This is a genomic window from Xanthovirga aplysinae (assembly GCF_009711365.1).
Taxonomy (GTDB): domain Bacteria; phylum Bacteroidota; class Bacteroidia; order Cytophagales; family Cyclobacteriaceae; genus Xanthovirga; species Xanthovirga aplysinae.
The window spans coordinates 1-1,555 of record NZ_SMMB01000428.1; the positions used below are offsets into that span (position 1 = coordinate 1).

Consider the following 1,555-nt stretch of genomic DNA (forward strand, 5'->3'; position numbering starts at 1 on the left):
AGCGTGAAAGATCTTTCACGCTTTTTTTATTTGATGTTCTAAGATATTCAAAGAATTTAAGCCATAACTTTTTCTTTCTCTTCAATTACTTCTTCTTCCTGAGTCTTTGTGAATGCCAAAAAGTTGTTTAATTCTTTTTTAACAGTTGGTGCTAAGATATAAAGGCCAATAATGTTTGGAGCAGACATTGCAAAGATCATTGCATCAGAAAACTTGACAACACTTCCTAAACTCATAGCAGATCCTATGATCACAAAAACACAGAAAAGAAGTTTATAAGTAACTTCAGAAAATTTACTCTTACCAAATAAATAGGTCCATGATTTTAGGCCATAATAAGACCAGGAGATCATTGTAGAAAAGGCAAATAAAATTACAGCACCTGAAAGAATTAATGGAAACCAGCTAATAACAGAAGCAAATGCATTTGAAGTTAATTGTATACCTGATGCAGATGCATCCAAACTTCCGGTAATTACAATAACCAAAGCAGTCATGGTACAAACTACAACTGTATCTACAAAAGGCTCAAGAGAGGCTACAAAACCTTCGGTTACGGGGCGGCTGGTTTTAACTGCTGAGTGGGCAATGGCTGCTGATCCCACACCTGCTTCATTAGAAAAGGCAGCTCTTTGGATTCCTTGGATCAAGACACCTACAATACCACCTCCAATAGCTTTGGCATTAAAAGCACCATCTATAATGGATCCAAAGGCTGAGGGAATTTGGGAAAAGTTGGTAAATAAAACTACCAAGGCAGCCAAAATATAAATGCCACACATAAAGGGTACAATCTTATCAGTAACATTTGCAATGGATTTAATTCCCCCCACAATTACAATAAAAACAAGGCACGCCATTATGGCACCAAATACCCAAGTATGCTGGCCAAGAAAGGTTTGTTCCCCTCCAACGATACTTACAAACTGAGCAGCGGCCTGATTGACCTGGAACATGTTTCCTCCTCCAAAAGAACCTCCAACACACATGATAGCAAAAAATACTGCTAAAAATTTGCCCATTCTGCCCCAACCTTTTTCACTTAATCCTTTATCCAAATAATGCATAGGACCTCCGGAAACAGAACCGTCCGCATGGACATTTCGATATTTTACTGCCAGGGTACATTCTACAAATTTGGAAGTCATTCCAAATAGTCCGGCAATAATCATCCAAAAAGTAGCCCCTGCTCCTCCTAAAGAAACTGCTACTGCTACCCCTGCAATATTTCCTAAACCAACAGTTCCAGATAGAGCGGCAGTTAAAGCTTGAAAGTGGGTTACTTCTCCCGGGTCACTAGGTTTACTATATTTTCCTTTAATGATTTGAATAGCATGTTTAAAACCGCGAATGTTGATAAATTTCAAATAAAAAGTGAAGAAAAATGCTCCAATCATTAACCAGATGAGGATAAACGGAATATCAAAACCAGCAATATGAATAGGAGTAAAAACAAAGTTGAAAATGGAATCAGCATAAGGGCCAACTGTGTCATTTATCCTGTCATCAATTGATTTATCTTGTGCCGTTGCCACAGAAGAGCTAATGGCTAAAA

At 37.9% G+C, this 1,555-nt stretch carries 1 protein-coding gene; it reads right to left on the reverse strand.

Annotation, left to right across the window (positions count from 1 at the left end):
- Positions 1-56: 56 nt before the first annotated feature.
- Positions 57-1,547 (reverse strand): alanine/glycine:cation symporter family protein, encoded by a 1,491-nt coding sequence (locus E1171_RS01570; RefSeq protein WP_343031275.1) that lies wholly within the window; start codon positions 1,545-1,547, stop codon positions 57-59.
- Positions 1,548-1,555: the final 8 nt, after the last annotated feature.